Annotated in this window: 11 protein-coding genes and 1 pseudogene; 2 read left to right on the forward strand and 10 right to left on the reverse strand. The window is 47.8% G+C overall.

The window, feature by feature from the left end; all coding sequences use genetic code 11:
* Positions 1 to 4: 4 nt before the first annotated feature.
* The 8 genes from AC1XUF_RS22200 to AC1XUF_RS22235 form a co-directional block, all read right to left on the reverse strand.
* The gene (locus AC1XUF_RS22200; RefSeq protein ID WP_483344026.1) at positions 5 to 1,147 is read right to left on the reverse strand and encodes an efflux RND transporter periplasmic adaptor subunit; all 1,143 of its coding nucleotides are present in this window, start codon (positions 1,145 to 1,147) and stop codon (positions 5 to 7) included.
* Positions 1,147 to 5,493, reverse strand: coding sequence for a CusA/CzcA family heavy metal efflux RND transporter (locus AC1XUF_RS22205; RefSeq protein WP_483344027.1), 4,347 nt, complete (start codon positions 5,491 to 5,493; stop codon positions 1,147 to 1,149). The genes AC1XUF_RS22200 and AC1XUF_RS22205 overlap by 1 nt, the downstream gene beginning before the upstream one ends.
* Before the next feature lie 18 nt (positions 5,494 to 5,511).
* Positions 5,512 to 6,075, reverse strand: coding sequence for a YceI family protein (locus AC1XUF_RS22210; RefSeq protein WP_483344028.1), 564 nt, complete (start codon positions 6,073 to 6,075; stop codon positions 5,512 to 5,514).
* On the reverse strand, positions 6,065 to 6,982 hold the full coding sequence (locus AC1XUF_RS22215; protein ID WP_483344029.1) for a DUF5777 family beta-barrel protein: 918 nt from the start codon (positions 6,980 to 6,982) through the stop codon (positions 6,065 to 6,067). The genes AC1XUF_RS22210 and AC1XUF_RS22215 overlap by 11 nt, the downstream gene beginning before the upstream one ends.
* 2 nt (positions 6,983 to 6,984) lie before the next feature.
* Positions 6,985 to 7,425, reverse strand: a complete 441-nt coding sequence (locus AC1XUF_RS22220; protein ID WP_483344030.1) for a Rieske 2Fe-2S domain-containing protein — start codon at positions 7,423 to 7,425, stop codon at positions 6,985 to 6,987.
* 102 nt (positions 7,426 to 7,527) lie between these two features.
* On the reverse strand, positions 7,528 to 8,901 hold the full coding sequence (locus AC1XUF_RS22225) for a sensor histidine kinase (RefSeq protein ID WP_483344031.1): 1,374 nt from the start codon (positions 8,899 to 8,901) through the stop codon (positions 7,528 to 7,530).
* A 6-nt stretch (positions 8,902 to 8,907) separates the two neighbouring features.
* The gene (locus AC1XUF_RS22230) at positions 8,908 to 9,576 is read right to left on the reverse strand and encodes a response regulator transcription factor (RefSeq protein ID WP_483344032.1); all 669 of its coding nucleotides are present in this window, start codon (positions 9,574 to 9,576) and stop codon (positions 8,908 to 8,910) included.
* A gap of 233 nt (positions 9,577 to 9,809) precedes the next feature.
* On the reverse strand, positions 9,810 to 10,688 hold the full coding sequence (locus tag AC1XUF_RS22235) for a decaprenyl-phosphate phosphoribosyltransferase (protein WP_483344033.1): 879 nt from the start codon (positions 10,686 to 10,688) through the stop codon (positions 9,810 to 9,812).
* 1,082 nt (positions 10,689 to 11,770) lie between these two features.
* On the opposite strand from AC1XUF_RS22235, the gene AC1XUF_RS22240 reads away from it, so the two are divergent.
* The gene (locus AC1XUF_RS22240; RefSeq protein WP_483344034.1) at positions 11,771 to 18,250 is read left to right on the forward strand and encodes a T9SS type A sorting domain-containing protein; all 6,480 of its coding nucleotides are present in this window, start codon (positions 11,771 to 11,773) and stop codon (positions 18,248 to 18,250) included.
* A 295-nt stretch (positions 18,251 to 18,545) separates the two neighbouring features.
* Positions 18,546 to 24,764 carry an FG-GAP-like repeat-containing protein gene (locus AC1XUF_RS22245; RefSeq protein ID WP_483344035.1) on the forward strand — a complete coding sequence of 2,073 codons (6,219 nt, stop codon included), beginning with the start codon at positions 18,546 to 18,548 and terminating at the stop codon, positions 24,762 to 24,764.
* 838 nt (positions 24,765 to 25,602) lie between these two features.
* On the opposite strand, the pseudogene AC1XUF_RS22250 reads toward AC1XUF_RS22245, so the two are convergent.
* Positions 25,603 to 26,364: pseudogene (locus AC1XUF_RS22250) on the reverse strand (M13-type metalloendopeptidase); the annotation flags it as partial.
* The coding region (locus AC1XUF_RS22255; protein ID WP_483344047.1) for a hypothetical protein at positions 26,294 to 26,602 on the reverse strand (309 nt) is incomplete at its 5' end. The gene AC1XUF_RS22255 and the pseudogene AC1XUF_RS22250, both read right to left, overlap by 71 nt.

The following is a 26,602-nucleotide window of genomic DNA, read 5'->3' on the forward strand; positions in this document are numbered from 1 at the left end:
GGTATTAATCCTCAGATTTGTTTTTGAGGGACATCAGCAAAGAATAGGCCCCTTTTACCACAACTTGCCGCCCGGTGAGGTTTTCTTTGGCTGATATTTCTGTAAAGCCGTTTTCGGTAGTTCCGGTCTGTACTTCTGTCATCGCATACTGTCCTTTTCCTTTGGGTAAAAAGATGTATTCCTTATTCTCAAAAGAAACGATTGCATCCTCGGGAACCGTGATCGCATTTTTGCTTTCCAGATCGACGTCCGCATTCATAAAAGTCCCGGGTACAAGTGTAGGTTCGTAGCGCTCAAAATGGCAGTGAATTTCCGCCGTTCGCTCGGGCGACAGGTTTTTGCTGATCAGGATTACTTCGCACAAATACTTTTTTTCAGGTTCACTGTTGGTATAGGCTGTCAGCTTTTGCCCGACCCTGATTTTTGTCAGATCTTTTTCGAAAACTTTGAGCGCCAGGTGGATATCGGTTGGGTTAATGAGCTCGAAAAGTACCTCCGTGGGCGATACGTACTTGCCGATGTTCACATTGACGGCTGAAACGTATCCGTTGATGGGGGAGTAAATGCTGATGCTCCTTGAAATGTTCTCGCTGGATAAGTTTCGCGGATTGATCCCGATCAGGCTCAGTTTTTCTTCCAGAGAGCGGATCATGACCTGCTGGCTTCGGTAATCGGCCTCGGCCTGCTGCAGAATCTTGTCGCTGCTGGATTTGTTCACGTTCAGCTCTTTCTGGCGGTTGTAATCACTTTCCAGGTAAGTAAGTCTCGCTTTGCTGGTGAGGTAATCCTGCTGAAGCTGAATGTACTGCTGGTCCTCCATCACCGCCAGCACTTCCCCCTTCCTGACAGGCGTCCCCGGCAGGAGGCGCGTGGTTTTGAGATATCCTCCCAGCGGCACACTGACGGAAACGATATTCTGTGGCGGCACATCGATCCGCCCGTTGAGTTTCAGTACTGAGGAAACGGCACGGATGAGCGGCGTATCCACAGTGATCCCTGCATTTTTGATTTGCTCTTCGTTGAGTGCTGCGGTATTTTCAGTTCCGGGTTCAGAATTAACCGGCGTTTCGGACCCTCCTCTGCCGGAGCAACTTAGCAGCAAGCCAAAAATGCTTACGTAGATGAGATATATCAGTTTTGTTTGCATCAGTTTTCCTGAAAATAATTGAGTTCGATCGCCTTGGAATTCAGCTTCAGTACCGCGTCCAGGTACTGGCTGCGAATGGTAACTGCCTGGTTGATCAGCTGCGTCCAGTCCAGGTAATTGATACCACCGTTTTTCAACTGCTCAGTGGCTGCATGGGTAATCAAATCTGCATTGGCGAGCGCGGTTTGTTCGTAATATGCGACCGTCGACAGAAACTTTTGATACTCATTTAAAGCAGCCTGGTACTGGTTTTTTAAAGTTTGCAAACCGGCAGCATAGCTTTGTTGTGCGATCTGGATCCCTATTTTCGCGCTATTGACCCGTGCTTTCTGAGCGCCCGCGAACAACGGTATCCCCAGTCCGATCTGCCCGGAATGAAATCTTTGGGACGCATGGTACGCCTTGTCGTCCGCCCCGGTTCCCCGCATGCTCATGTTGTTATATCCCAATGTCAGCCCGGGTAACAATTTGCTTCTCTCAACCTCCACCGTGGCCGCCGCGATCTGCTGCTGCTGTTGTAATATCCTGGCCTGCGGGTGACTGGTGATTGCGGCTGAATCGGGTATCATCGGCAAACTGAGTTTCAGGTCGGCGGGGGAGGGCTCCACCGGAATGGCAGCATTGAGTAATAATTGAAATTGCAGCCGTGATAATCTGAGATCTGCTTCCAGCTCCTGCAATTGGATCTGGATTTGCCCCAGCTGTGTTTCGGCGGCGGTTTTTTCGAGGATATTGGTTTCACCGCTTTTTAATCGTTGTTCCGCCTTTTTATAAAAATCAGTATACAGGCTGTCAAGCGATTGTAACAGTTCCCATTTTTTTTGCTGGTATAAAAAAGTAAAGTATACCTGCGCCACATTGCGCCTCAGCTCGTTTTCCCTGACGGCCACATTCAGCACGCTGCCGGTTAACTCCTGTTGCAGCAGGTTTTTTTGTTTTGAATAAACAACAGGCAAACTAAATGACTGCGAAACATTGAATCGGGTATCGGTATAAAAGCTGTTAATCTGTCCCGCTTCGGCTGTAAAACTGGTTTGAGGTAAAGCCGTCGCGGTCTTGGTCAATGCTTTCTGATATTCTACACGCAGCCTTTCACTTTTCAGCGTCTGGTTATTGGCAATGGCCAGCTCGGTAGCGTTTTTCAGATTGATTTTTTCCTGTGCCAAAGCCGGGGTAGCAAGCAATAGTAATATCAGCATTGCAGTGATATTGGATTTCTTAAACCTCAGACCCATCCCATTCTCAAAAAACAGATACAGTACCGGAAGCACAAAAAGCGTCAGGAAAGTGGCTATCAGCAACCCGCCGATGACGACTGTCGCCAGCGGCCTTTGTACTTCTGCGCCAGCTCCGTTACTGAAAGCCATCGGCAGAAAGCCCAGTGATGCCACAAAGGCCGTCATCAAAACAGGTCGCAAACGGTGTTGCGTACCTTCGAGAACCGCTTTGCGGATATCCGTTTCACCCTGTTTCCGGATCCGGTTGAACTCGGCGACCAAAACGATCCCATTCAAAACCGCCACACCGAATAGCGCGATAAACCCGATCCCGGCGCTGATGCTGAAAGGCATGCCGCGCAGCGCGAGAAAGAAAATGCCGCCAATGGCCGAGAGCGGGATAGCCGAATAGATCAGCAGCCCGTCTTTCACCGAATTGAATGCGAAAAAGAGCAGGATGAAGATCAGGATCAGCGATACCGGCACCGCGATCATCAGCCTTTGTTTTGCCGCATTCAAATTTTCAAATGAGCCGCCGTAAGTTACATAGTAGCCAGCCGGGAGTTTGAGGCTCTGATTAACCTTTACTTGCAGCTCGTTCACAATGGTTTGCACATCTCTGCCGGCAATGTTGAAACCCACCACGATCCTTCTCTTGGCATCTTCCCGCTGGATCTGGTTGGGGCCGTTCTGGATTTTTACATCGGCCAGCTGGTATAAGGGGATTTGCATGCCATCCTTTGCCGGTACCAGCAGGTTACGGATATCCTCCACATTTTTTTTCTGACCGCCGCCGATCCGGACAACCAGTTCAAAGCGCTTTTCGCCTTCAAACACCATCCCCGTACTTTGTCCCGCCAGTGCCGTATTCACGATTTTGTTAATCGCCCCGATCGTCAGTCCGTATTGTGCGATGGCTGCCCGGTTGTAGCGGATCGTGATCTGCGGCAAGCCTGAAACTGCTTCGACGTAAAGGTTGTGTGCACCATTCACCTGGTTCACAAGTGTTCCGAGCTTCTGCGCATAATGTGCGAGGGTGTCCAGGTTTTCCCCGAAAATTTTACAAACCACATCCTGGCGTGCGCCGGTCATGAGCTCATTGAACCGCATTTGGACCGGATACTGAAAACCAGCTGTGATGCCGGGAACGGCTTTCAAGGCCTCGCTCATTTTTTCGGACAGTTCAGGAAATGTTTTGGCGGAGGTCCACTCGCTTTTATTTTTCAAAATCACCATCATGTCGCTGGCTTCCATGGGCATCGGGTCGGTAGGGACTTCGCCGCTGCCGATCTTGGTCACTACTTTTTCGACTTCCGGGAAACGTGTTTTCAGGATATGTGCTGCTTTTTGGGTGTTTTCGATGGTTGTGGTGAGATTGCTGCCGGTGAGCACGCGGGTATCCACTGCAAAATCACCTTCTTCCAATGCTGGTATAAATTCGCCGCCGAGGGTGGTCAATGTGAAAATCGCCAGTCCGAAAAGTGCCAGCGCGGAGGTAAGGACTGTTTTGGGGTGACTGACAACACGCGCCAGCGCGCCTTTGTATCGGCGTTCCAGCGCGGCCATCAATCTGTCCGACCAGTTAGGTTTGTCTTTCATTTTTCTGCTCAAAACCAATGCGCTCATCATGGGAATGTAAGTGACCGACAGCAGGAAAGCACCCAGCAAAGCAAACGCGACGGTTTGCGCCATGGGCCTGAACATTTTCCCCTCAATGCCTTCCAGCGTAAAAATGGGCAGGTACACGATCAGGATAATGATTTGCCCGAAAACGGCGCTGTTCATCATCCGGTCGGCCGATTCGTTTACTTCCTCGTCCATTTGTGGCCGACTGATCTCCGTAAGTCCGCTGAATTTTTTGCTATGGGCGATCTGGTGCATGACCGCTTCGACGATGATCACCGCGCCGTCGACGATCAGCCCGAAATCCAGTGCGCCCAGGCTCATCAGGTTTCCGCTCACGCCAAAGGTGTTCATCATGATCACGGCAAAAAGCATGGAAAGCGGGATCACCGACGCGACCAGCAAACCTGCACGCAGGTTTCCCAGAAAAAGCACGAGTACGAAAATGACGATCAGCGCGCCTTCCAGCAGGTTTTTTTCAACGGTACCAATGGCATTGTTCACCATTTTGGTGCGGTCGAGGAACGGTTCGATCACCACGCCTTCCGGCAGGGTTTTCTGGATCTGCGCCACGCGCTCCTTTACGTTTTTGATCACCTCGCTGCTGTTGGCGCCTTTGAGCATCATCACCACCGCGCCCGAAACTTCCCCCTGATCATTGTAACATATTGCGCCGTAGCGGGTTGCAAAGCCTGTTTTTACCTCGGCTACATCCCGGATGAAAAGTGGCTGACCGTCGCCCAGGTTTTTGACGGCAATGTTATTAATGTCGTCCATGGTCTCGACCAATCCTTCGCTGCGGATGTAAAGAACAGTCGGACCTTTTTCAATGTATGCGCCGCCCGTGTTCTGATTGTTGGCCTCCAAAGCAGTAAATACGTCGTTGATGGTAATGCCATGGGAAAGCAGTTTTTCCGGATTGATTTCAACAGAGTACTGCTTCAGTTTTCCGCCAAAGCTGCTCACTTCGGCCACTCCTTTCACGCCAAGTAGTTGTCTTCTGACGATCCAGTCCTGGATCGTACGCAGCTCGGTATCATTGTAGCGGTGCTCATAACCCGCTTTGGGCCTGACCACATACTGATAAATCTCGCCCAGGCCGGTACTGATCGGGCCGAGCTCCGGGGTGCCGATTCCCTGCGGGATTTCCGACTGGACTTTCAAAAGCCGCTCGGAAACCTGTTGTCTGGCCCAGTAAATGTCCGTAGCGTCGTCGAAAACAATGGTGACCAGCGACAGCCCGAAACGTGAGAAGCTCCGGATCTCTTTCAGCCCGGAGATATTGTTATTGGCTTGCTCAATCGGGAAAGTGACCAGCCGCTCGATATCCGTTGCGCCGAACGAAGGCGCAATGGTGATCACCTGGACCTGGTTATTGGTGATATCGGGCACGGCGTCGATCGGTAGCCTCGTAAGCTCGTAGCTCCCGTAACCGATCAATGCAATCACAAACAAGCCCACAACGAGCTTGTTTGCTACCGAGAAGCCAATGATTTTGTTTAACATACGTCCGGATTTTCACTGCTAACTTACTTTTTTTGGGGAAAGTATAAACTTCGCTTTAACCGCAATTACCTCCGAGATTTTGGCAATCACCAGGGATGGGACTTCAATGTGGTGATCGGTGAGCTTTACGTCGAAGGCCGTGGTCAGCGTGATCTGGCCGCCCGCAATAACCAGTTGTCCCTTCAGGCTCCTGTTTTGTTTTACACCGTGCATTTCAAGGATTCCATCAGCACTTACAGCGTAACTTCCGTCTTTTGTAAAATCGATCGCTTCCTTGATCTTACCTGCGAAAACCGCGAAAGGGAATTTCTCTGTTTCCATATAGTTTTCGTTGAAATGCTCCTCCATCAGCTTGTTCGGGAAGTGGAATGCCCTTTGCTGCATTCTCACGGCAATTTCATTGTTAGAGGTATTCAGGATAACCGCTACCTGTTTGTTTGAAGCCGAAATGTTCTCCAGTGGCGTTTCCGAAAAGAAACTCGCCTCTCCGGTCTTGGTCATGTACATCTGCCCGTAGCATGTGATGGCGATCAGCTGGCTGATCATGAGCGCGGCCATGAGCCTGAAAGTTTTAGTATCCATTAGATTTCTTCTTTTTGCTTTTATCAAAACTAAATGTCCTTGCCACGTTAAACCCGTAGAAAATATCGCCGCTGCTCCACTTACCGGTAGTCTGACCGAGAAACTGCTTTTCGATCATGCCCCTCGAATTGGTCAGGTGAAGCTGGAACACGTGGCCGCCCGTTTCAATGTCGAAGCCCAGCGAGAGGGTATTGGTGTATTTGGGATCGCGCTGGCTGGTGCCGCCCAAAGTCTGGGGCGTATACCAATATTCTACATTGAAAGAAGTCCGTTTCGTGAGCTTGTACCGCCCGCCCATGCCCAGTGAGTAAAGGTTGTTGGCATTGGCCGGACTTTCCGTCAGATTTCGGTGGACGATCGTAGGGCTGATTTGCAGTGAGAAATTTTCGCTGAACTTCCTCGCGATCAAAGCCTGGAATGTGTACGTCTGGCGGTGGGCGATGGTGTAGAGGGGATAATCGATCGTCGATGTACTTGAGTTATTGGCATCACTGGCAAACAGCGTGACGGAGACCGGCACATTCCTGAATCCGGAGGATTGTTTCAGCAGGCGGTATTTGGCAAAAACATCAATTGTTTTCTGGTAACTGCTTCGCCCAATCCCTACCATCAGACGGTCGGTAATGCCATATTCCAGGGCAAGCCTGATCTGCGATTCATCCAGCCCGAAGAAGTTGCCGGCTCCTGAATTAACAGCCCCGAAACGGTGCGAAATGATAAAATCCATATTGTTTTTTCCAACTGTTTCGACCGAGTGGCCGTTGATGATCCGGGTACCTTTGAAGGTCGCCGACGCATAAGTGATCACAGAATCCTGCGACTGTTCCAGCTCTTTCAGCAGATCGTCCTGCGCGTAAGATGCCTGTGCCGTCAGCAGCACTAGTATAAAAATGTTTTTGAATGACATGGTCAGGCGGTAATGGTTAAAATGTTATCGGCCAGGCTGGTCTTGTAAATGGCCAGGCCTTTTCTGCCCTCACTGTTCAGTCCGTTCCCGTTGTTATCATATTTTGCTCCGTGCGCGGTACAGTAAAAATGGTCTGTCTGATAGGTGATCTGGTTTTTGCCTTCATGGCTGCAGGTAAGCGTAGCGGCGATATATGCACCTGTGTTGCTGCGCGCGATGACGACCCCGCTTTTGATCACATATCCTCCTTTGGTTTTCAGGGCGGAGTTGGCGGGATCGGTCAGGTCCAGAGTCAGGTTGGTCGGTGCAGGGTTTACGGTATCATTTGTACAGGATTGTAATTGACCGGAAAAATAGATGGCGGTCAAAGCTGCCCCGCCGAAGCCGAGCTTTCTCAGGAAATCGTGCCGACTGATGTTTTCGGCATGTTTTATGCTTATCATGATGCTATTTCTTTGAACTGGTTACAGGTCAAAGATAGCCGGGCTATTCTTAGGACATTCTCAAGGAATTCTTAAGATTGACTTAAGAATACATGCCTGAAATCAGAAGGCCAGCGTGGCGGTAGTACCTGCATTTAGCTCACTTTCAATATAAAAGTCAACTTTCAGCAATTGGCACATGCGTTTGACGATCGATAAGCCCAGGCCGTTCCCTTTGATCTCAGGGTGCAGCAGTGCATCGGAGCGGTAAAAAGGGTCCTGTATTTTTTCCAGGTCGTTTGCTTCAATGCCAATGCCGTTATCGATCACAGAATAACGGATCCTGCCCCCGCTTTTCCTTATCCAGATACGGATGCGCTCATCGGGATGGGAATACTTAATCGCATTGGATAAGAGGTTCTCAACAATGATGTCGAGCATGTAAGGGTCTGAGTCTACGTGGTGATGCTCATCCGTATCCAGGTCCACGGACAAATTTTTGTCGAGCACGTGCTGTTGCTGTCTTTGCAGAATCACAGCAGTGAGCTCAGAAAGGTCAACTTTTTGCCTGTCCAGTGCTTTTCTCTGACTTTCGAACCTGGCCAATAACAAAAGCTGGTCGACCAGGCCGGTAATCCTGTCGATCTCACTGATGCAATAAGAAACTTTCTCCACATATTCAGCCGAAGTACGTGGCTTTCTGATCAATACTTCGAGCGTGCCTTTGATAATGGCGAGGGGAGTTCGCAGCTCGTGGGAAGCATCGGAAGTAAATTGCTTCTCCCGGTCAATCGAATGTTCGATCCGGTCCATCAGATCATTAATGGTCACAACCAGTGTTTTGAGCTCATCTTTGCCCGGGGGCAGCGGAATCCGGGCCGTCAGGTTTTCATTGGTGATTTTGCTGGCGGTTTCAATGACACTCAAAACAGGCCGGATGCTTTGTCCGGCAATGACGCGCGTTACGAAAAAGAGTACCAGCAGTACAATTGGGAAAGCGACCAAGAGTACTGTTTTTAGGGTAAACAATACGGATTCCGATTCATCCATTGCGATGGCGACGAGCAGGTACCCGGCGACGGTTTCTTTTTCTTTGAGCGCGATCTGAACCTGGGCGACGGATTGCCCCAGTAATTTTGCATGGGAAAAATAGGGGCCGGGTTTTGAGAAATCGGGTTTTAATACATTCTCCCTGAGGTTCGGCGATTTTTCCAGGACATTGCCCGACGCATCCGTCAGCTCCACAAATACAGGATTAAGTTCCTGTTCCTGGTGCTCCCTCTCCAGCCACTCGATTTTATCCGCGATGTAAGGTTTGCCGTCCTGGATCCCGACCTCGTAAAAGTGGTGATTGGCTTCGCTCCTGATGTCTCTTTCTATCCGGCTGTTGACGGTAAAGTCTACAATAAAATAAATCACAAGAAAGATCACGGCAGTCAGGAGCGCTGTACTGGCGGTAAAGTTAAATGCAAGTTTATTCTTAAAGGAAGTGTTCATCTAGGATCAAATTTCTTTTGCAATGTAACCCACGCCCCGAATGGTTTGAATGTAGTCTTCCTCCCGCGCCAGTTTGAGTTTTTTTCGCAACGAATTGATGTACACATCGATGACCCCGGTATTGTATTCAAAATGAATATCCCAGACACTTTCAATAATTCGGGTGCGGCGGCAAACTTTTCCTTTATTACGGAGCAGAAATTCAAGAAGGCCAAACTCTTTTTGGGTTAGCTTGATCTCTTCCGATTCCCTGAATACCTGATGTGACTGTGTATCGATCCTGATCGGTCCGAGCGTGAATTCGGCCTGTTCGCCAGTCGCCGGACGTAGCTGCACGCGGATCCGTTCCAGCAATTCTTCAAAACTGAACGGCTTTTTGATGTAGTCATTTGCACCGCTTTGCAGACCGAAGATGGTGTCCTGGACCGTGTCCCGTGCGGTAAGAAACAGGATGGGTGTTTTTTTGTTTTGTTTCCTGAATTCCCTGCATATTTCGATCCCGCTTTTACCGGGCAGCATCCAGTCGATCAGCAGGAGGTCGTAATCGCCGGATAGAGCGAGTTCGAGGCCCTTGTTACCATCCATTGCGGTATCTACAGCATAGGATTCTTCTTCAAGGCCCTGTACCAGAAAATTAAGAATTCCCTTCTCATCTTCAATTATCAGGATTCTCATATAGTTCGGTTTTTACGACGGCTTCATGGCAGGGTCTGCTTCATTGACTGTAAATTTCGAAATATATGTGATGAGGTGGATTTAAATCAATCTTAAGATTCGCTTAAATTCTTATAGTTGCTGTTAATCAGTACGATAGCCTTTTGTTTACGATCGCCAGTCTTTCTGAAAGAATCGGAAAAGATCTGTTGAGCATGAGATGGGCGTACCGGATTTACCATGAGTTCCGATCCCTATGCATAAAAGCAAAAAATAATATAGGCCAAAAAGAGGCATATTGTGATCTGCAGCGGTCTGTCTTTATAGATTAACGTGGTGGGGTCGCCCTCTCCCTGAAATTTGTCAATGTCGGTCAGCTGGATGAACCGGAACAGGCCATAGATTACGAAGACAAGCGAATATTTCAGAATATCTGCGCCAACGATACGGATCACAGTGGCGTCAATGGTGTAGAACATGTAGCTGATCAACGTGACCGTTGAGCAGGAATAGATATAGGTATCCAATAACTTTACCGAGTAGTCCGACAATACTTTTCTGTGACCGTGTGCTTTTTGGTCAAGGACTTTTAATTCTCCTTTTCTCTTGATGAATCCAAGCATCAGGGCCAAAAAGAATGTGACGACCAAAATGAAGTCGGAAGGGGTGACATGTATCGCTTCACATCCGGCCAGGATCCTTAGTTCAAACCCGATTGAGATAATAATGCAGTCTACAATACTGATATTTTTGAGGTACAGGGAATACAAAATATTGCTGACACAATAGCATGCAACGATCAGGGCGAGCAAGGCGTTCTGGACAAAAAACAGAATAAGACAGGATGCTGCGATGCAGGTTAGCGCGCAGAGGACGGCCAGTGTCATGCTTAATCTGCCCGATGCCAACGGCCTGTTTTTCTTGACCGGATGGTTTCGGTCGGACTCCAGGTCCTTGATATCGTTAAGGACATATATGCCGGATGCGGTAAAGGAAAAGGCAAAGAATGCCAGAACCGAATAGCATATGGACGATTGATCAAAGAGCTTTCCTGAGAATAGCAAGGGGGCGAGTATCAACAAATTTTTGATCCACTGGTGGATGCGAATTTGCCTGAAGATCAAGAAAATCATGGTTGAGTGAGCGGTAGCAGGAGTTTTGGTCCGGTGCCAAAGGTAATTATAATTGAATTCCGGTCAACCCCTTCCCTGCGACTGACGAGATTTTCGTGGTCATTTCAGTTTGTTTTTACTATTCGGTTACATCCTGACTATTGTAAATCAGATAACCCCAAAGCTTCTGGGACCGGACCACCTTTGCCGAAACACCTGGTAAGCAGATCTTCCAAAACACATTATTCAAAGTTTCATTTACCGTTCAATAAGTTATTCATGGGTCATTCAAAATTTTCCAAAAAATAATTCAACTGAAATTTGTAACTCGAATTTATCTAATTAGTTTTACGTAACACTAATTGTAGTACTTATAGGACAATATTCTATACAATCACAAAAACTATATTCAGTTTCGCTGTTAACTCAGGCTCTTGATAAAAGCCTGGAGGATATATTTCCTTTGTTACTTTTACAGTAGCAACGGATGACTGAGCGAAAATGATTAATGCTTAAGACATGGCAATTGCATTCGTCATAGTTAATGACTTTCATGACCTAACCGCTCTATTTTCTTTCACACACTCTAGCTTCGCCGGGATTTTTTATGTCAAAGTCCGAGAAAAATACTGAGCTGCGCAAGTACGTATATATACTCGCGTTAGTTTAAAGATTTGTTTCCTCTTTGCAACACCCCATAGTCTTCCTGCTTTTTCGGGCGGTCAGGATTTTTGTATCATTTATATCAAGATCATATTTATAATATAATTTAAAGTAAAGCCCCTAAATCATAATCGGTATTCTATGTCAAATCTCCCCCAACCTAATAAGCCAGTATTTGTTCCGGTTTTAACGTCGTCTGTATTTCAACGGGTTAGACAATATCTGATAAATTTTAATGGCTAGGCAGTCTGTGTTTATCATAGACAATTCACTCGTGAACCCAGAAGGTTGACGTGTCTATGTGTGACCCATGGACTTAAAGGCTCCAGCGGGCGAACTGTACGGCTTGGGGGGCTTATTGGCTGGTAATCTGCATATTTTTTCTACAAATTATTGAGCAACAATTAATTAACGAACTTGAAAACTGTAATTAAAAGTTTATGACAAAACGTATCCTATTTTTTTTGCTGGTACTGACCTCCCATTTTTCATTTTCCCAAAATAGTATCATCTATGAATACGATGCTGCCGGCAACAGGATTGTACGACGCACCAACACGGATACCTCCGTTCCCGGCCAGCGCTATTTTGGGATGAGTTTGGTGAACGAAAATGAAGATATGAAGCTCAATTACATCACCAAATCGGTAGATGCGGGCGCAAACGCGCTGTTTCTTTCTATTCAGTGGGGGTTTATTGAAGGGTATGTCGCCAGGTTGAAAAAAAGCGAACATCCTGAACTGGCTGGCAACCCAACGGCTATGGAAGATATGCTTTTCAATCAATATGACCAGCAAATCGCCCGCGCTTTGTCGCATAATATGAAAGTTGGCCTGAACATCGCTGTCAGTACCGCCGACGATGCTTCCAACAGCAGGTCAGACCGTTATGGTGTTACAACCAATGATAACTGGCTGAAAGAGGAGCGAATGCTGGGCGTAAAGTACGATGGGACGGAAGCGGTCCTTCAGATCGCCGGAGGCGGGGAATTGAGGCCTGGTTCAGGAATTTATCTTCAGTTCGTAATGACTTCTTTGGCTGCGCAATCAACAAAGAACAGGGTTGTGAGCTTTACGACAAAGGTAATGAACAGGTATAAGTACCTTCTGGACACGGGCAAATTGTTATACGTCAACTTGATTTTTACCCGGCAAGGAGAGGGGGAATTTGAAGGAGGTACCACTAAGTGGGATTTGGACACCAATTTAGATATGGGCGGCGGCGGCGGCGCGTTGTTCGATTATTCGCAACCTATGGTGCAAGGCTACCGGGCATGGCTGAAAGCGAAATATAACAATAGCTTGTCAAGCATTAATAGCGCATGGACTGTAAACGGTGCGTCACCCAATATTACGAATTTTGACAACATCCAACCCAAGAGGCCCTCAGGCTCATATCTCAGCGCTTTTCAGGGGCCAGCTGGCCGGGATTGGTTCCTTTACAGGACATTCGTCTTAAAAGATATCAATGCGGTTTTTAATAATGCAGCCAAGTCTGTCGATTCAAGGATTAAGGTAATCACCCATCACGGTTCCATGTTCGATAAAGTCAATACGACCAGGCGCGGGACTTTCGCATTTAATGAGATCGGGGCGGGCCTAGATGGTATTAAATTCAATGATGCAGTCGTTGAGGCCAATAGTAATGGCTATGATCACCGGTTTTCCGTTGACCTTGCCCGATCGAACATGGCGCCGGGGGCAATTGTAGTTAATGAAGCGGGTTATCAGGGCCAGATATTAGGGGTCACAAGACTGATGGAAGAGAGCTTTTCCCATGGTGCGCACATGGTGAGCGTGTTCAAAATGGAGGATGTACTGGATAATCCTTCACTGACGGCCACTGTAAAAGCTACGGCTGACGCGTATGTTACTGGAAAAACCATCACTGCCGTCATTAATCCTCCGTCTGCTAATTATACTTTGTCCAACATGATCGATTCCGATGGGTGTGCGACTGAAAACCGGAATGCAAGCAGTTCAGGTTGTGATGCTTATAAGAACTGGATCAACTTGCAGAATGGGAACCCACCGGCCAACATTGTTTTGGTCAATGACCTTACGGGCACCCCGCCCTCATGCATTTATGGGGTGACAGCTTCTACCTCTTTAAGTACCCCAACTGCAAATCCAAACCAGGCAGTGAATTTTTTGGCTACATGTACCGGCACCGAATGTTCAGGCGCATCATATGAGTGGACCTTACAAGGCAATGCAACTGTGTTGTCGACGAGCCAAAACCCTCTTATTAGTGTTCCTAATACAAATGGACAGTATACTTATAATGTAAAGGTCACAAAGGGCTCATGTATCAAATATGCGAGTGTGGCAGTGACCGTTGGCACCACCACCAACCCAGGTCCATGCGACTATCTGATCGGAATATCAACATCGGTATCGGGAAACAATGTGACCATGACTGCGACATGTACAGGTACGGCGTGCTCGGGATTGTCTTACTCGTGGACTGGCAGTGGAACTGGCGTTTCAAAAACCGTAACCCCTGTGGGACCCGAGCAATATACCGTGACCGTAACAAAGTCGGGCTGCACAACGCAGTCCGTTAGTGTCGAAGTGTCACCCCCCGGAATCGGTGCCTGTTATACCCTGGCTCTGGCCAGTAAATATGGTCAGTTCGATGCCACCTATCTGACCAACGAAAACGGGGTTTTGAAAATGCGGCAGCTATCAAGCAGCAACCTGTTGTCGCAATCATGGAAGCTTCAGCAAAGCGGCTCGCAATATAATATTGTCGCACAGGGCAGCACCGGTACAATCGGTACCGGCCAGGTATTGGGTGTACAAAACGGGGGCAATAGTGTCGACAACCAGATCACCTTACAGGGACTTGCTGCAAGTGACCATTTATTATGGACGCGTACCAACCTTTCGGGCACCAACCATACCATTTTTGTCCGTAAAAATTCCACTTTGCGTTTTGGTAGTACCAAAAACAATGGCAACGGTCTGCCAGAGTCTAATGTTACCGATATTTATCTTGCTGATGATCAGTCCAATATGTTCGGAAGCAACAAGTGGGTGCTCACCTCAACAGGTTGCCAATCCGATCCTGTTGCTTGTGATTATACCATCAGCATTGAGACAGCCACATCGGGTGCCAATGTGACTATGACGGCAAAGTGCACAGGTACCGCGTGTTCCGGATTGAGCTATTCGTGGAGCGGCGGAGGTACGTCTGCCGCAAAAACGGTTACACCTACGGCTACTGAAAACTACACTGTTACAGTAACAAAATCAGGATGTTCACGCTCCGCGAGCGTCCAGGTCAACCCACCTGTGCAGGGCGATTGCTTCACTTTTGCATTGGCCGGCAAATACAACACTTCAACGCCAACCTATCTGACGAATGTGAACGGGGTGCTGAAAGTACGCGCCGCTGACGGAGGAAGCCCATTGTCGCAGGTATGGAAGCTCCAGCAAAGCGGGTCGTTTTACAATGTGATTTCCCAGGGTAGCACAGGCGGCACTGCTGGTGTCGGACTTGCACTTGGCGTACAGGGTGGAGGCAATACCGCCGAGAATACCATCACGCTGCAAACGTCGGGTACTTCGGACCATTTGTTATGGAGCAGGACCGATTTGTCAGGGAACACAATTTTTATACGTAAAAACTCTACACTGCGGTTTGGCAGCACCCGTAACAACGGGGACGGTTATCCGACAGAATCGACCACGCCGGATATTTACCTGGCTGATGATCCGACCAATATTTTCGGGAGTAACAAATGGGTCCTGGGTTCAACAGGTTGCCAAGCTAATCCCGGAGCTTGCGACTACGCAATCAGTATCAGCACGGTTACTTCTGGTAACAGTGTTATCATGAAGGCGAATTGCGCAGGCAGCGCCTGTTCCGGTCTGACGTATTCCTGGACCGGGGGGGGGAGCGCGGCCTCGAAAACCGTAACCCCTGCCACCAACGAAAGCTACACTGTGACGGTGACAAAATCGGGATGTTCGCGGTCTGCGGACGTTCAGGTAAGCCCACCGGTACAAGGGGATTGTTTCAATTTTGCTTTGGCAAGTAAATACAACTCACAGACGCCGACCTATCTGACGAATGTAGATGGTGTGCTGAAGGTGCGCGCCGCAGACGGTGGCAGTCCATTGTCCCAGGTGTGGAAGCTTCAGCAGAATGGTTTGCTATACAATATTGTGGCACAAGGCAGCACAGGCGGTACAGGTGGAACCGGCCTTGCACTAGGCGTACAAAGTGGAGGAAATACGGCCGAGAACACCATTACCCTTCAGACGGTTGGTACCGCAGACCATTTGTTATGGAGCAAAATGGATTTAACAGGGAATACAGCCTTTATACGCAAAAATTCGACGCTCCGGTTCGGCAGTACCCGTAACAATGGCGATGGTTATCCCACCCAGGCGACCACTTCTGATATTTATCTGGCTGATGACCCTACCAATATGTTCGGCAGTAATAAATGGGTTCTTGTTTCAGCCGGTTGCCAAAACAATCCCGGAGCATGTGATTATTTCATCAGTATCAGTACGGTAACCGCCGGCAGTAATGTAATTATGACAGCAAATTGTACGGGCAGTGCATGCTCAGGCCTGAGCTACAGTTGGACTGGCGGTGGCACAGGGCAAAGTAAAACAGTGACCCCAAGTATTACAGAATCATATACAGTTACGGTAACTAAATCGTCTTGCTTGAAAGAAGCGAGTGCTACAGTGACCCCGCCCCAGCCAGGCGATTGTTATACAATAGCCTTGGCGAGCAAATATAATTCAGGAACGCCAACCTATCTGACCAATCTGAATGGTGTACCCAAAGTAAAGACAGTGCAGACGGGCAGTCCATTGTCCCAGGTGTGGAAACTCCAGCAGAATGGTTCACAGGTGAGCATTATCGCACAGGGCAGCACTGGCAGCCTGGGTACCGGCCAGGTGTTGGGCGTGCAAGGCGGCGGCAATAGTGTGGACAACCAAATTACGCTGCAAGGATCGGGAACGAGCGATCACTTGCTGTGGACACGAACAGGACTTTCGGGTACGAACCATACGATATTTGTCCGGAAGAATTCGTCATTACGCTTTGGCAGCACGATAGATAACGGAAACGGCTCTTCCGACGCGGGAACGACAGATATTTACCTCACGGACGACCCGACGAACATGTTCGGTAGTAATAAGTGGGTATTGACTTCGACGGGGTGTACATCCAATCCGGCTGTATGTGACTATCTTATTAGCATCAGCACCGTTGCATCAGGGAGCAATGTGATCATGACGGCGAACTGTGCGGGCAGTGCGTGTTCGGGTCTGAGTTACAGTTGGAGCGGCGGCGGTACAGGTCAAAGCAAGACGGTTACCCCAGCTACCACGGAAACTCATACAGTAACCGTCACAAAATCAGGCTGTTCGCAACAGCAGGTGAGTACGACTGTCGGCCCGCCTCCGCCGGGTGACTGTTATACCCTGGCTTTGGCAAGTAAGGTTGCCCAGGGGACACCTACTTACCTGACTAACCTGAATGGCGTACCAAAAATGCGCAGCGTGCAAACCGGCAGCCCATTGTCCCAGGTCTGGAAGCTTCAGCAGAGCGGGTCGCAAGTAAGCATCGTTGCCCAGGGCAGCACTGGAAGTTTGGGTACGGGCCAGGTATTGGGCGTGCTGGGTGGTGGCAATAGTGTCGACAACCAGGTTACCATGCAAGGATCCGGGACTAGTGACCACTTACTATGGACGCGGACGAACCTTTCAGGGACAAACCATACCGTATTTGTCCGGAAGAACTCGACATTACGTTTTGGCAGCACGATAGATAATGGCAATGGCGTGTATGATCCTGGGACAACGGACATTTACCTGGCCGATGACCCGACGAACATGTACGGTAGCAACAAGTGGATATTAACCTCAACAGGTTGTCAGTCAAGTCCCGGCGCATGTGATTTCGCCATCAATATCAGCACAACCACTTCGGGCAGCAGTGTGACAATGACAGCAAACTGTATTGGTAGTGCATGTTCCGGTTTGGGATACAGTTGGACCGGCGGCGGGACAGCGGCAAGCAAGACGGTGACTCCGACCGCTTCAACGACCTACACAGTAACCGTCACAAAATCAGGATGTACGCAGCAACAAGCGAGCGTTACCGTGAGTCCACCTGTGGCCGGCGATTGTTTTACATTGGCTTTGGCGAGCAAATACGGAACATCGACTCCCACTTATCTGACCAACCTCAACGGTGTGCCAAAGGTGAAACCAGTACAAAGCGGTAGTCCGTATTCCCAGGTATGGAAACTCCTGCAGAACGGTTCGCAGGTAAGCATCATTGCCCAGGGAAGCACCGGCAGCCTGGGTACCAACCAAGTATTGGGCGTGCAAGGCGGCGGCAACAGCGTCGACAACCAGATTACTTTACAGGGGTCGGGTACCAGTGACCACTTGTTATGGACGCGGACTGATCTTTCGGGGACAAACCACACGGTATTTGTCCGCAAAAACTCGACACTACGTTTCGGCAGCACCCTGGATAATGGAAACGGCTCCTCAGATAATGGCACTACGGACATCTATCTTACCGATGACCCATCGAACATTTTCGGCAGCAACAAGTGGGTGCTGACGGCATCTGGCTGCTTCTCGGGGCAGCGTGTGGGTGCGGCGGAAGAGGAACCATTGGTCGAATCCAGCAAAATGACGGTTGCAGCGAATCCGAACTCGGGCAGTTTCGAAGTAGTATTCTCCCTGCCTTCGGATCAGAAAGCCCAGCTTTCGGTGATCGACATGAAGGGCCGCTCCTGGCTGACCAAATCCGTTAAAGGAAAAGGGCAGCACAAGCTCAGAGTCACCTTGGATACCGCCCCATCGGGAACCTATCTGGTGACACTCCGTCAGGGCGCGTTCCTGGATACCGAGCGGGTGATAATTGTTCATTAGATGTGACACCGGATATACAGAGAATGGTGCCATCGGTATCAATTCGCCGCAGATCCACAATAAGAACCCGAAATTGCCAGAATCGGCGGGAATATTGTAGACCAAGTGGCCAATTTGTTTCGATGGTGCCAGCCTCTAACTAAAGATGAACTCGATGTGCATATAATTCTATTTTATGCTACGGAGTTGAGGATTTTTCGATCGCGACCGATTGAATAGTGCCCTCTATTATTTAAGCTCGCCCACGCTTCTGCTTTTCGGAATTACAACTTGAATTTTGAGATAACATACCATTATGATGAGGAAGGGATTTTTACTTGTATTTTTTTTCTGTGTATTCTTTATTCATGCAAACGCTCAAGATGTCGTTTTCTCGGCTCCGCATGGCAGTAGTATTTTCACTCGCAATCTGACTACTAACCCTAACGTTGGAAGCACCCCGGGGGAGGGTGGTGTTTCAGGTAATGGAAGCGGAACGTACAGCATTCCAATTGCTGTGCCGGGAGGTACCAACGGTGTTGTACCGGGCGTATCGGTAGTTTATAACTCCCAATCCGGCCCAGGTATGGCTGGTTTCGGATGGAATGTATCAGGTTTATCCGCTATTACCCGAATCCCCCAGAATAACTATTTCGACGGTCGTGTTAATCCCGTTGAATTAAGTTTGAACGACAGGTTTGCAATGGATGGATCACGTTTGGTCCTTAAAAGCGGGACCTATGGGGCGGACGGTTCTGTGTACGGAACAGAGATCGAAAATTTTGCGAAAGTCTCGGCAATTGGAACTGCAGGGAACGGTCCACAGTATTTTACGGTACTCACCAAGGATGGCGTGCTGATGGAGTTTGGGAATACCACAGATTCACGTTTTTTAGCAGAAAGTGGAAGTACGGTGTTGTTCTGGCGGATTAATAAAATACTCAATCCGGATGGCAACTACATTCGTTTTGTATATGATAATAGTGACCGCGACTCGCGGATATCGCAGATACTGTATACTGGGAACGACAACGTAACGATCAATTTGGGGGCGGGAGACGTTCCGTTAGCCCCCTATAACATTGTCCAGTTTTCTTACAAAATAAGAAAATCGGGCACTACATTTTCGGATATTCGAACGGCATATGAAGCCGGATCTGCCATTACAAGCAAATATTTGTTAGATGTGATTGAAGTAAAGGCCGAAAACCAAACTGTAAAAAAATATCAGTTCAAATATAGTCATAACAATATCAATACACTTCTGAACGAAGTCGTCGAAACGGGAAGCGATGGTACCACCACATTAAATGCTACGGTGTTTAAATATGGGGATGCGCCGCAAGATTTTACCAGGGAAGCGGGTGCTACGCTTCCGACAAGTTCCACAGACTTCTTTGCAGGTGACTACGACGGTAGTGGTAAGTCGGACATATTAATGGCCAACTTCACCAACATAGTTTATAATACTTTATCCGGGCCGTTTATTGAAAAGAAATATACAGGATTTAACATTTATAGGGATGGCAGTTCGGCCAGTTCAACCGGGTTGATCGCTTTAGAAGACGGCACTCAGTTGAAGGCGAACCCACTGACGGCAAATAGATCTGTCTTTTTGAGTTCGGATTTTAACGGGGATGGTCTGGATGACATTCTTACAACAAAAGTTGGAACAGCAACCCTTGAAGGTAATCAGCGTGGTGTTCTTACGGGCATAAAGATCTATCAAAGTAAGCTCTCCCCTAACGGACTACTTTCAAATACCTTACAAATGGTTCCCGTGGGTATTCCAGTCGGCGGAGCTACCTATGAGAGTTGTATTCCGGATAAAGGGAATTATCTTTTCAGCGGGGATTTTGACGGCGACGGTAAGCAGGAGTTCTTTACGATTTTACAAAACTCAAATAATGCTCAATTCAATGCACAGCTTTACAGAACTTACAATACGGGAGAATATCCTTATGACATTTACGATATAAATAATACAAGTAATGTCCGGCTGGGAAATACCTGGGCCGCGGGGAAGGTATTGGTCCTGGATTTCGACGGCGACGGAAAGGATGACGTAATGGTTATTAATGGAACCACTACTACGATTTACTCTCTGGACACATTGGCTCCTGGCGCGGCGAAGTTTAAAGTCGTTTTGACCTCGACCACCTTACTCAAATCTACCTACGATCAGATTTATCTAGGAGATTTTAATGGTGACGGCAAAACAGATCTTCTTTTTAGGGCTGATCCTGCCTCCGGGGGGGATAAGAGTACTTTCCCCTGGCTTAAAGCTATTTCTATCGGTAAGGATTTTGTGCAAACTGCTTTCACATTTAACTCACCGTTTGTAGACGATGTAGACATCCTTTATACCGCGGATTTTAACGGCGACGGAAGGGGGGATGTTTATCATCAAAAGAAGAATGGGACGAATCCTGAAAAGGCATTTGTCTATTACAGCGCGGGTGATTCTTTTTACGCGCAGGAATTCTCTACCACCGCTACTGGGACCGGTTACAAAGTAGTGGGTACTCCCTTTGACCTGAACGGGGACGGTCGGGCCGAAATGGTGCTGAAAGAGTCGGGGACAGTGCTCACAGTTATTTCTCCCAAAAAGAACGGGCGTGAAACGTTGCTGGTACAAGCTCAGAACGGAATGGGCCTTAGCACAACCTGGGCTTACAAAAGTATTTCAGATGGAGGTACTTTTTATACAAAAGGAGCCGTTGCTTCTACTGATCATCCTTTGGTGAATTTTCAGGCCCCCATGTTCGCCGTGTCGGATTTTGGGATTCAGAATGGGATCGGCGGTACAGCAACAACCCAGTATTCTTACGGAAATGCAAAGCTGCACCTTGACGGCAAGGGGTATCTGGGATTTGGAACGGTAACTGCAAATAACCTTGCGCTAGGTGTCAGAACAGTATCAGAAAATGAATTCAATACGTTCTATTACAGCGCGTTCCCCAAAAAAACATCTTCTTATCTGAGTGGTAGCAGCACTCCGTTTGCCGAAACTACACTTGAAAACGCGGTCGTAACAATACCTTCTTCCAAGCGTTTTTGGGTGAAGACAACAACGACCACTGAAACGAAAAACCTTGAGGGAAGGACAATCACGACTACCAATACCTATGACGAGGCAAATGGTAACATTACAGGAAGTACCGTCAATAATAATGGTGTGGAAACGGCGGTGACCGCTACGCTTTATGGCGCATATGGCAATACGGTACTCAACCGGCCAACTAAGATTACGGTAACCAAGACCAGAGCCGGCCAGACGGCGTTTGTTTCCGAAACCGTCATGTCGTACAACACCCGTGGGGAGATGAATTCAAAGACGGAGTTCAATAACACCAATAAAAAAGTAGTTACAGCATACGAGTACTGGCCCAGCGGCTCGATAAAAAAAACGACGGTAACCGGTTTTAATGGGACTACTGCGATGACCGCGCGGATTACACAGTTTGCCTACGATGGAAGATATCGCTATACTATTACCAATACCGATGAAATGGGTTACCAGTCTAGTGCCACGTTTGATCCTAAATGGGGCAAACCGTTGACGATAACCGGTATTGATGGGACAACCACAACCTATACTTATGATGCATTTGGACGTAGTTCAACGACAACTTACCCCGGTAGTTATACCGTCAGCAATACCTATTCCTGGAATACACCGAGCGGAACGGGTTGGATAAGTAAGCAGGAGGTGATAACGCCGGTCAAGGGAAGACCGGATGTAAGAACCTGGTTTGATATTCTGGGCAGGCAGATCCGAACTGAAACAGAAGGATTTGGTGGTAATATTATCATCCAGACACAAACCTATGACTCGAAAGGTAATGAGTATGTAACGACGCAGCCTTATCAGGGATCCGAGACCCCAATTACGTCGACAAAATTGTACGATGCATATAACCGGCTGCAGAGTGTGAATAACGGAGTGCTGGGTACAACTACACTGACTTACACATACACTTCGGGCAATCTTAAGGTTACAACTGCTGCACCCACCGGCACGACTAGCAAGACGGCGGACGCAAGTGGTCTCGTGACTAAAGCGGAGGACAGCGGAGGCGGAGTGCTGGAATACACCTATTATAGCCACGGCGGTGTAAAGGAGATTAAAAATAACGGCACTGTCATTTCATCAAGCGAATATGATGCAAATGGTCGGCAGACGAAACTCACAGATGCGAATGCCGGGGAAACCGTTTACAGTTATGACGCACTGGGTCAGTTGGCCAGTCAGACGAACTCCTTAAACCAGACCTATACGATGCTCTACAATAAATCAGGGCAGATAACCAGTCGTACTGGACCCGGTTCAGAAGCAACGTCCTATGTATATGGTGATGAAAACGGTTCGGGAGAGCTAAAAGGTAAATTGAAACAGGTGACGGCCTTAATTGCAGGAACTCAGACACAGACTATTTACGCGTACGACGACAAGGGAAGGCTGACATCCGTTAATGAGAAGATTGATGATAACGGAAATTCAACCCTCGATAACCACATTACATCTCATACTTATAATGAATTCGGGGATGAGTTAACAACAACCTATCCTTCCGGGTTGGTTATAACGAACGAGTACGATGACTACGGACAGCTGAGCGCGATCAAGCGGGGTACAAAAACGTTATACAGCACGGGAACAGTGAATGGGCAAGGACAGGTCAAGACTTATACGCTGGGCAATCAGAAGTTGTCGACGAATACTTACGTCAACGGCTTTCCAACTAAATTCGAAACGGACGGACTGCAGAAACTGAGTATGGTGTGGACATATACGAAAGGGACGCTTACAAGTCGTACAGACGAGCGTACGGCGGTAAATAAAACAGAGACTTTCCTTTATGACGGACTGAACCGTCTCACCTCTGCGAAGATTGGTAGTAATCCAGCATTTACCATTGACTATTCGGGTAACGGAAATATTACCAAGAAGACAGATGCCGGAGACTATACCTATCACCCGAGCAAATTGAACGCGGCGACGAAAGTGGAAAATACTGCTCCATCAGCTATTGCTTTGTTGCGCCAGGATATTACTTACACAAATTTCATGCAGCCGGGTATAATTAAGGAAAACGGATATGAACTTGCCTATTCCTATGACGCCGACTATGACCGGATCAAGAGCGTAACTACGCAAAATGGTAATCCTGTGGCTATTAACACCCGGTATTACTTTGATGGCTACGAAAAAGATATTTCAGGAGGCACAGAGCGGTACGTTCAATACATTCAGTCTCCGGCGGGCCTGGTATCGATCATTGTAAGCCAGGGAAGTGCCCATGCCGAACACTATGTTTATACAGACCATCTGGGTTCAATTATTACTGTGACCAGCGACGCTGCCGTAGTGGAAGCCGAAATGAGTTTTGACGCTTGGGGGCGGAGACGAGATGTAACGTCCTGGAATTTATGGTCACCGACCGCCAGTACAAGTTTGCCAGTATGGTTGTATAGAGGCTACACCCAGCATGAACACCTGGATAACTTCGGCCTGATCAACATGAATGGACGGATGTACGACCCGGTGATGGGCCAAGTGCTTAGTCCGGATAATTATGTAGCTGATCAGTACGATACCCAGTCTTATAACAGATACAGTTATGCATTAAATAACCCACTTAGTTATGTTGACCCGGACGGGAACAATCCTTTGCTGTTTTTGATAGGAATTGCGGTGAAAGGTGCGATCATCAATGGTTTAGGATATTGGGCAAGTACCTGGGAAAGTGGCGATGGGAATAAATTCAATGCAGGACAGCTTGGGAAATCATTAATTATTGGTGCTGCATCGGGGTTGGCAACGTATGGGATTGGACAAATTGCCAGTAACTACTTTTTAGGGGTCAATGGGGTCTTATTTCAAACGGCTGCTCACGCGGCAGTGCAAGGTGTGGTTGCTACAATGCAAGGAGGTACGTTTAATAGCGGGGTTTCTGCTGGATTGTTCGGGTCCATTTCGGCAAGTGGAGGTGGCACTGCGTTGGATATGATCGGATCTGCCTCTTTTGTTGGGGGTATGTCGGCGGAGTCAAACGGTGGTAACTTCTGGCAAGGTGCTTCGCAAGCAGGGATAGTGGCAGGTTTGAACCATCTAATGCACCGAGGACCTGGCAAGAAATCCCTGACAATTGGATATAGGAAAGGGCTACGTGGGAAAAATTATTTTGGCGATTTGTACACAGGACCTAATAACCCAATTGGATATGACGAACTCCCACTAAATCTTAGGGATGCTATTAGCATGCAACATGATAAGGACTATGATTTATTTGGAGCGGTAGGAAGAGATGATGCGATGAATAATGGCCTAGTTATACCTGCCGATGCCAGGTTTGCCAAAAATCAACTTGTCCTGAGCGGCAGGTACCTTGTTGAAGGGCTAAAATCTTCATCATCTGTTCTTAGTATGCTTTATTATCGTGAGGCAGCGTTATCTTTCGCGGCAGGTGCAACCTTTGGAGTGCTAACGCTCAAAAAATATTATTTCAATAGCAATCCCTATCGCCCTTAACATAAATGAATTATGCACAGTGTATTGGGAATCTTCCGAATTAGGAGTTTAGCTGTTTCAATTATTGGTTGCGTCTCGTTAGACCTTTTGGCTTTGTGGATTTATTTTCAAGGGTGGACTTACAACGAGATGAATAAAACAGTATTGAATGTTGTTTCCATAGTCATGCCTGCCATTTTCTTGACTTTTTTTGTCAACTTATGCTTGAATACTTTTGATAAAAAAAGCAATCCATCAAAAGATATTGCGACGAACATTGTACTAGTTTTTTTGCTGATAACTCAAATAATATCATTTTTAGGAATACATGCCACACTGTTCTTTTTAGGGATAGGGTTATTCTGAGATGGGACATTCCGCAATTTGATTGGCAAACCTTCAATACTAGCGAGATCTGAATCTTATACCTCATTGTGGTATCTTAATAATTATTTGAATTAACCAAGACTTGATTTGTGGCTGGGGGAAAATCTTAAACATCAAATCTCCCGACTTACGTTGATCATTCCATCTCGCAATTTTCTCGCATTCAACTGTGGGGGTCTGAGATGGTATGTGGACTTGTCAGATGAACCCTAACAAATTTAATGGAACAGTTTATTCATTTTCCTGCCTCTGCAGTAGAAATGAATAGACTGTTTCACCAGATACCTGCGGCAATTTTGGGCCTATCGAACCTCGATTACTGTGACGCCTAACCGATGGAAAACATATCGCCTAGCGCATTCTTGCGGATTATTCCTTGACCATAATTAAAACGACCGACCACCCAGCCACAACCCAAAGCCTTGCCGATAATTGTTTTCATGGACAATGGTTTGCAGATGCCTGCTTCTATCTACCAAACGGTGATCCTGTCCTTTTCGGGTTTGTACATGTTGTCGCCGGGCTGCAAATTAAATGCTTTGTAAAATGGTGTGAAGTTCATCAGCGGTCCGTTTACCCTCCATTTGGCCGGTGAGGGCGGATTGGTGTTGACGTACATGGCCATATAGGCATCCCTGGTTTTGACACGCCATATCCGGGCTATAGAAATGAAGAACCGTTGATCGGGTCTAAAGCCGTCTGGTTTTGTCTTGCCTTTTCCCTGCTCGGTTAGTTTGAAGGCGTCATAGGCAATGGCGCCACAGGCGATGTTGGCGGTATTTTCCCCCACGGTTAAGGCGCCTTTGATATGTACCGAATCCAGCACGGTAAATGAATCGTATTGGTCGATCACCTGCTGGGTTTTCGCTTTGAATTTGGCGTAGTCCGCTTCGGTCCACCAGTTGGTTACGTTGCCGTATTTATCGTATTGCGCCCCCTGGTCGTCAAACGAATGCGTGATTTCGTGACCGATTACCATGCCGATGCCGCCGTAATTCAATGCGTCGTCCGCATTGACATCGAAATAGGGTGGCTGAAGGATGCCGGCAGGGAAAACAATTTCATTGAGCCGAGGATTGTTATACGCCGTCACGGTAGGAGGGGTCGTATGCCATTCGGTCCGGTCAACTGGTTTTCCCAATTTGTTCAGATTGTAGATAAAATCATTTTTTTGTGCAGCCAGCCGGTTTTCGAAATAAGTGTCGCGTTTGACGGGTACCAGCGAATAATCCCGCCGTGCTCTGTTTGTTATCGAGCCCGATATAAAACGACAGTATAGAACCATTCCCGGCTTTTTGCTCTTCCGCCACCCATTTCAAAAGGGAAGCAACGTCGTCGGCTGCATCAATGCGGGCCAGCAGCGGCTTGATTGGTTCGTATCCGCGTCTGTTAATCCTGAATGTGTCCATGTGGATATTCCGCTCTAAAGTACACCAGTATTCCGATTGAAAATACGCCGCTGATTCCGCTCC

The sequence above is a fragment of the Dyadobacter sp. HNCC25DJ185 genome (assembly GCF_056895195.1).